The following is a 7,064-nucleotide window of genomic DNA, read 5'->3' as shown; positions in this document are numbered from 1 at the left end:
CCCCGGCTGCCGCGCCTGCTGCGCCTGCCGCCGCAACGGCCCCGGCCCCCGCAGCCGCGGAAGCCGCGGCGCCCGCCGCCGCGCCGACCCCCAACAAGGGCGACGTGGCCTGGCTGCTGATGTGCACGGCCTTCGTGATCCTGATGACGCTGCCGGGCCTGGCGCTGTTCTACGGCGGCCTGGTCCGCTCGAAGAACATGCTGTCGGTGCTGATGCAGTGCCTGGTGATCTTCTCGCTGGTCGCGCTGCTGTGGGCCATCTACGGCTACAGCTTCGCCTTCACCGAGGGCAACGCCTTCTTCGGCGGCACCGACCGGCTGTTCATGAAGGGCCTGACGCCGGAAGCGGTGACGGCGACCTTCAGCAAGGGCGTGGTGATTCCGGAGCTGGGCTTCTTCGCCTTCCAGTGCGCGTTCGCGGCGATCACCTGCAGCCTGATCATCGGCGCCTTCGCCGAGCGCGCCCGCTTCTCCGCGGTGCTGGTGTTCATCGTGCTGTGGTTCACCTTCGCCTATATCCCGATGGCCCATATGGTCTGGTTCTGGCCTGGTCCGGATGCCTACACCGACGCGGCGGCCGCCGAGGCGGCGACGGCCAAGGCCGGCTGGCTGTTCCAGAAGGGCGCGCTCGACTACGCCGGCGGCACCGTGGTGCATATCAACGCCGCGGTGGCGGGCCTGGTCGGTGCCTACATGTTCGGCAAGCGGATCGGCTTCGGCCGCGAGGCGCTGCGCCCGCACAGCCTGACCTTCACCATGGTCGGCGCCTCGCTGCTGTGGTTCGGCTGGTTCGGCTTCAACGCCGGCTCGGGCCTGGAAGCGAGCGGCGGCGCCGCGCTGGCCTTCGTCAACACGCTGCTGGCGACCTGCGCGGCGGTGCTGGCGTGGACCTTCGGCGAGTGGATCACCAAGGGCAAGCCGTCGATGCTGGGCGGCGCGTCCGGCGCGGTGGCCGGCCTGGTGGCGATTACCCCGGCCGCCGGCTTCGTCGGCCCGATGGGCTCGATCGTGATGGGCCTGGTGGCGGGCCTGCTGTGCCTGTGGGGCGTGACCGGCCTGAAGCGGCTGCTGGGCGCGGACGACTCGCTGGACGTGTTCGGCGTGCATGGCGTCGGCGGCATCGCCGGGGCGATCCTGACCGGCGTGTTCGCGGCGCCGAGCCTGGGCGGCGTGGGCATCTACGACTACGTGGCCAACAAGGTCTCGGACAACTATTCGATCGCGAGCCAGGTCTGGGTGCAGACCGAGGGCGTGCTGACCACCGTGGTGTGGTCGGCGGTGGTGGCCTTCGTCGCCTTCAAGCTGGTGGACCTGCTGATCGGCCTGCGCGTGCCCGAGGACGAGGAGCGCGAAGGCCTGGACATCACCTCGCACGGCGAGACCGCCTACGAGGCCTGATGCCGGCGAAACATGCGGTGCGGGGACCCACGGCTTGCCGCCCCCGCAGCGCCCACGGTGTTGTGCTGGAGAGCTGATTGGGAATCTTCTCTCAGGAGTTTTGCCCGGCCGCGTGCCGGGCTTTTTTATTGGCGGACCGCCGGCAAAGCCAGCACTGGCGCGGCTTGCCGCCAGGTTGGCAAGCACTGTTCGCCATCCGCTTAAATCCGAATTCAATATCCTTCATTTGTGTTAAGGACAGCACCCGCATAGAGTGCAGGTGAGGCAGTTTCCTCCACCTGCAGAACGCTCCCCGTATCTGTCAGGCCACTTGAAACGCGGCGAAGCCGCGTTTTTTTTTGCCCTCGCGACGGCGCTCCCCGCGCTCTTTGAATTCCGCGGCCCATCCCCATATTGTTAGCCCAAGGCGGAAACGATCGGACATTTTCCCGTTTCGCCGGCATTGGCATGCCATCTGCATGCAATTGGCCGTTCCTCTACAATCGGGGCGGACGATAAAGACGATCAATAGGATGGATATGGTCCCGCACCTCATCACCGCGCTGAACGGCCCCCTGCTCGAACTGGAAAAGAAGATACTGGACGCGACCCCGTCCATCGAGCGGTGGTTCCGTCTGGAATGGCAGGAGCATACCCCTCCGTTCTACTGTTCGGTCGATTTGCGCAACGCCGGCTTCAAGCTGGCCCCGGTCGATACCAATCTGTTCCCCGGCGGTTTCAACAATCTGGCGCCCGAAATGCTGCCGCTGGCGGTGCAGGCGGCGATGGCGGCGATCGAGAAGATCTGTCCGGACGCCAAGAACCTGCTGCTGATCCCCGAGCGCCATACCCGCAATATGTTCTATCTGCAGAACGTGGCGCGGCTGTCGCTGATCATGCGCCAGGCGGGGCTCAATGTCCGGCTGGGCTCGCTGTCCGAGGACATTACCGAACCGACCCCGATCGAACTGCCCGACGGCCAGACCCTGGTGGTGGAGCCGCTGACCCGGCTGGGCACCAAGGACCGCCGGCTGGGGCTCAAGGACTTCGATCCCTGTTCGATCCTGCTGAACAACGACCTGTCGGCCGGCGTGCCGCCGATCCTCGAGAACATCAACGAGCAGTACGTGCTGCCGCCCCTGCACGCGGGCTGGTCGACGCGGCGCAAGTCCTCGCACTTCTCGGCCTACGACGAGGTCGCCAAGAAATTCGCCAAGCTGATCGATATCGACCAGTGGATGATCAACCCGTACTTCGCCAAGGTCGGCGGCATCGACTTCCATGAGCGGGTCGGCGAGGACGCGCTGGCCGACGCGGTCGAGGGCGTGCTCAAGAAGATCGCCAAGAAGTACCGCGAGTACGGCATCAAGGAAACGCCGTACGTGGTGGTCAAGGCCGATGCCGGCACCTACGGCATGGGCGTGATGACGGTGCGCGATCCGGCCGAGGTCAAGGGCCTGAACCGCAAGGAACGCAACAAGATGAGCGTCGTCAAGGAAGGCCTCGAGGTCAACGACGTGATCATCCAGGAAGGCGTGCATACCTTCGAGAAGGTCAACGAGGCGGTGGCCGAGCCGGTGGTCTACATGATCGACCGGTACGTGGTCGGGGGCTTCTACCGCGTCCATACCGGCCGCGGCGTCGACGAGAACCTGAACGCGCCGGGCATGCATTTCGTGCCGCTGGCGTTCGCGCCCAACAGCATTCCGGACACGCATGCCAAGCCGGGCGCGGCGGTGCCCAACCGGTTCTACATGTATGGCGTGGTGGCGCGGCTCGCGCTGCTGGCGGCCTCGCTGGAACTGGAAAAGACCGACCCCAACCCGATCCTGTAACGGGGGAACGGGCACAACGGGCACAACGGGCACGACCACGACCGACCACGGGCACGACAACCGGAACTCGCCAGCATGCGCATTCTGTTCATTACCGATCCGCTCGAGACCTTCAAGACCTACAAGGACTCCACCTACGCGATGATGGTCGAGGCCGCCTCGCGCGGCCACGAGCTGTTCTTCTGCCTGCAGTCGCAGCTGTCGCTGGTCGGCGGCGCGGTGGAGGCGGTCGCGCAGCGAATGCATCTGCTGGAGGCCGAGCAGGGCAACGATCACGGTCACGATCACGCCCATGACCACGGCCATGGCCACGCCGCCTGGTTCCGCCTCGATGCCCCGGCCGCGATGCCGGTGCCGGCCTTCGACGCGGTGCTGATGCGCAAGGACCCGCCGTTCGACATGGAGTACGTGACCAGCACCTGGCTGCTGGAGCTGGCCGAGTCGCAGGGCGCCAACGTCTTCAACAAGCCGCAGGCGATCCGCGACCATTCCGAGAAGGTGGCGATCGCGCAGTTCCCGCAGTTCATCACGCCGACGCTGGTCACGCGCGATGCGGCCCGCATCCGCGCCTTCCATGCCGAGCATCGCGACATCATCGTCAAGCCGCTGGACGGCATGGGCGGCATGGGCGTGTTCCGCGTCGGCGCGGACGGCATGAACCTGGGCGCGATCATCGAGACGCTCGGGGCGAACGGCGCGCGCACGCTGATGGCGCAGCGCTATATCCCCGCGATCAAGGACGGCGACAAGCGCATCCTGCTGATCGGCGGCGAGCCGGTGCCGTACGCGCTGGCGCGCGTGCCGATGGCCGGCGAGGTGCGCGGCAATCTGGCGGCGGGCGGCACCGGCCGCGCGCAGCCGCTGTCGGAGCGCGACCGCGAGATCGCGCAGACGCTGGCGCCGGTGCTGTGGCAGCGCGGCCTGCTGCTGGTGGGACTCGACGCGATCGGCGACTACCTGACCGAGGTCAACGTGACCAGCCCGACCTGCTTCCAGGAGATCATGCAGCAGACCGGTTTCCCGGTGGCCGGCATGTTCATCGACGCGCTGGAGCGGGCGGTCGCGGCGCGGGCGGCCGCGAAGGGCGCCTGAGCGCGGGCGCCGGACTGCTTTCACGCGACGGCGCCGTTACCCCGCCTGCTACAATCGCGGCAATCCACAGGATTCACCATCATGGCAGGCATTCTGATCATCGCGCACGCGCCGCTCGCTTCCGCGCTGCGGGACTGCGCCGCGCATGTCTATTGCGGCGAGCCCAAGCGGCTCGAGGCGATCGACGTCGCTCCCGATGCGGAGCCCGCGGCCGTGCTGGCCGAGGCGCGCCGATGCCTCGCCTCGGTGATCGAAGACAATGGGGCGCTGGTGCTGACCGACATCTTCGGCGCCACCCCCGCCAATATCGCCGCCCGGCTCGCCGAGCCGGGCCGGATCAAGGTGCTCGCCGGCGTCAATCTGCCGATGCTCGTGCGGGCGATCTGCTACCGCTCCGAAAAGCTGGACCAGCTCGCCACCAAGGCGCTCGCCGGCGGCTCGCAAGGCGTGCTGCAGATCGGCTCGACCACCGTACAGAACCAGATCGCCAATCACCCCGACAAGTATGCTGCAGAGGGACATCACCATCATCAATAAGCTCGGGCTGCATGCCCGCGCCTCCGCCAAGCTCACGCAACTGGCGGGCAGTTTTGTCAGCCAGGTCAGGATGTCGCGCAACGGGCGCCAGGTCGACGCCAAGAGCATCATGGGTGTGATGATGCTGGCCGCGGGCATCGGCTCGACGGTCACGATCGAAACCGAGGGACCCGACGAGCAGGAGGCGATGGATGCGCTGACCGCGCTGATCGCCAACCGCTTCGGCGAGGGAGAGTGAGGGCGCAGGCCCTGTCCGGATTTCATCAACGTTCCTGAACGGAGCGGTTCATGCCATTCGCCCTGCACGGCATCCCAGTCTCGCGCGGCGTTGCGATCGGGCGCGCCCACCTGCTGGCGCCGGCCGCGCTCGACGTGTCCCATTACCTGGTCGACGAAGACCGGCTCGAGGACGAGGTGCTGCGGCTGCGCAACGCGCGGACCGCGGTGCGGGCCGAACTGGCGGCGCTCAAGCGCGACCTGCCGCGCGATGCGCCGGAGGAGATGGGCGCCTTCCTCGACGTGCACGCGATGATCCTCGACGACGAGATGCTGTCGCGCGAGGCCGAAAGGCTGATCCGCGAGCGCCGCTACAACGCCGAATGGGCGCTGACGACGCGGCTCGAGGACCTGATGCGCCAGTTCGACGAGATCGAGGACGAATACCTGCGCGAGCGCAAGGCCGATATCGAGCAGGTGGTCGAACGGATCCTGAAGGTGCTGGCCGGCGCGCCGGTGCTGACGCCGGCGCCGGTGCCCGCGGTGGCGGCCGACGGCCAGCCCACCCCCGGCGTGATCGTGGTCGCCCACGACATCTCGCCGGCCGACATGCTGCAGTTCCGCCATACCGTGTTCCACGGCTTCGTCACCGACCTGGGCGGGCGCACCTCGCATACCGCGATCGTCGCGCGCAGCCTCGACATTCCGGCCGCGGTCGGCGTGCAGAACGCGAGCGAGCTGATCCGCCAGGATGACTGGATCATCATCGACGGCGATGCCGGGCTCGTGATCGTCGACCCGACGCCGATCATCCTCGAGGAATACCGTCATCGGCAGAGCGAGCGGGCGCTCGAGAACAAGCGGCTGCAGCGGCTGCGGCATACGCCCGCGGTGACGCTGGACGGCATCGAGATCGATCTGCTGGCCAATATCGAGATGGCCGAGGACGCGTCCGCCGCGCTGGCCGCCGGCGCGGTCGGCGTGGGCCTGTTCCGCTCCGAATTCCTGTTCATGAACCGGCGCGGCGAACTGCCCGGCGAGGACGAACAGTTCGAGGCCTACCGCCGCGCGGTCGAGGCGATGCGCGGGCTGCCGGTCACCATCCGCACCATCGACATCGGCGCCGACAAGCCGCTGCTGGATTTCCGCGACGGGCGCGACGGCCGTGCCGAGGAATACGAGACCGCGCTCAATCCCGCGCTGGGCTTGCGCGCGATCCGCTGGTCGCTGTCCGAGCCGGCGATGTTCCTGACCCAGCTGCGCGCGCTGCTGCGCGCCTCGGCCTTCGGGCCGGTGCGGCTGCTGTTCCCGATGCTGGCGCATGCGCGCGAGATCGACCAGACGCTGGAACTGGTGGCGCGCGCCAAGCACGAGCTCGATCAGCGCGGGGTCGCCTACGATCCCAACCTGAAGGTCGGCGCGATGATCGAGATCCCGGCCGCGGTGCTGCTGCTGCCGCTGTTCCTGCGGCGCATGGACTTCCTGTCGATCGGCACCAACGACCTGATCCAGTACACGCTGGCGATCGACCGCGCCGACAACGCCGTCGCGCATCTGTACGACCCGCTGCATCCCGCGGTGCTGCAACTGATCGCGCGCACCATCCGCGAGGCAAATCACGCCGGCGTGCCGGTCGCCGTCTGCGGCGAGATGGCGGGCGACCCGGCGATGACCCGGCTGCTGCTCGGCATGGGCCTGCGCGAGTTCTCGATGCACCCCGCCCAGCTGCTGCGCGTCAAGCAGGAGATCCTGCATGCGGACTGCACCCGGCTGGAGGGCCTGGTCGAACAGGTGCTGTGCGCCTACGAGCCGGAAGAGGCCGCCGCCGCGCTGGCGCGACTGTCACAACCCTGAAACTCGCGGGGTTATAGCGGCCCTTCCTTGTGCTCCATAAGTGCTTCTTGGACCGCGTGGCGAGCCGCCACGTGACGGCATAAGCCCTTGATTTGGAAGGAAGTGATTCCAATTCCCCTATGATGTTTCTGTTTCTTAATGGGAATTGTTATCA

General features: G+C 67.3%; 6 protein-coding genes. All 6 read left to right on the top strand.

Annotated elements, in window-relative coordinates; translation table 11 throughout:
• Window positions 1–1,397, top strand: a 1,397-nt coding sequence (amt, locus tag F1599_RS15430; RefSeq protein WP_317845747.1) for an ammonium transporter, incomplete at its 5' end; no start/stop codon positions are given.
• 518 nt (window positions 1,398–1,915) lie between these two features.
• Window positions 1,916–3,211 (top strand): glutamate--cysteine ligase, encoded by a 1,296-nt coding sequence (gene gshA, locus F1599_RS15425; RefSeq protein ID WP_149317153.1) that lies wholly within the window; start codon window positions 1,916–1,918, stop codon window positions 3,209–3,211.
• 75 nt (window positions 3,212–3,286) lie between these two features.
• On the top strand, window positions 3,287–4,303 hold the full coding sequence (gshB, locus tag F1599_RS15420; protein ID WP_150083654.1) for a glutathione synthase: 1,017 nt from the start codon (window positions 3,287–3,289) through the stop codon (window positions 4,301–4,303).
• An 81-nt stretch (window positions 4,304–4,384) separates the two neighbouring features.
• Window positions 4,385–4,840 (top strand): PTS sugar transporter subunit IIA, encoded by a 456-nt coding sequence (locus F1599_RS15415; protein ID WP_149317151.1) that lies wholly within the window; start codon window positions 4,385–4,387, stop codon window positions 4,838–4,840.
• Window positions 4,809–5,078, top strand: a complete 270-nt coding sequence (locus F1599_RS15410) for an HPr family phosphocarrier protein (RefSeq protein WP_149317150.1) — start codon at window positions 4,809–4,811, stop codon at window positions 5,076–5,078. Before F1599_RS15415 ends, F1599_RS15410 begins: the two co-directional genes overlap by 32 nt.
• 50 nt (window positions 5,079–5,128) lie before the next feature.
• Window positions 5,129–6,910 carry a phosphoenolpyruvate--protein phosphotransferase gene (gene ptsP / locus F1599_RS15405; protein ID WP_149317149.1) on the top strand — a complete coding sequence of 594 codons (1,782 nt, stop codon included), beginning with the start codon at window positions 5,129–5,131 and terminating at the stop codon, window positions 6,908–6,910.
• Window positions 6,911–7,064 lie beyond the last annotated feature (154 nt).

Origin of the sequence: Cupriavidus cauae (assembly GCF_008632125.1) — a bacterium.
Lineage (GTDB): Bacteria > Pseudomonadota > Gammaproteobacteria > Burkholderiales > Burkholderiaceae > Cupriavidus > Cupriavidus cauae.
Note: the sequence above shows the minus strand (reverse complement) of the source record. Positions and strands in the feature narration are given on the sequence as shown.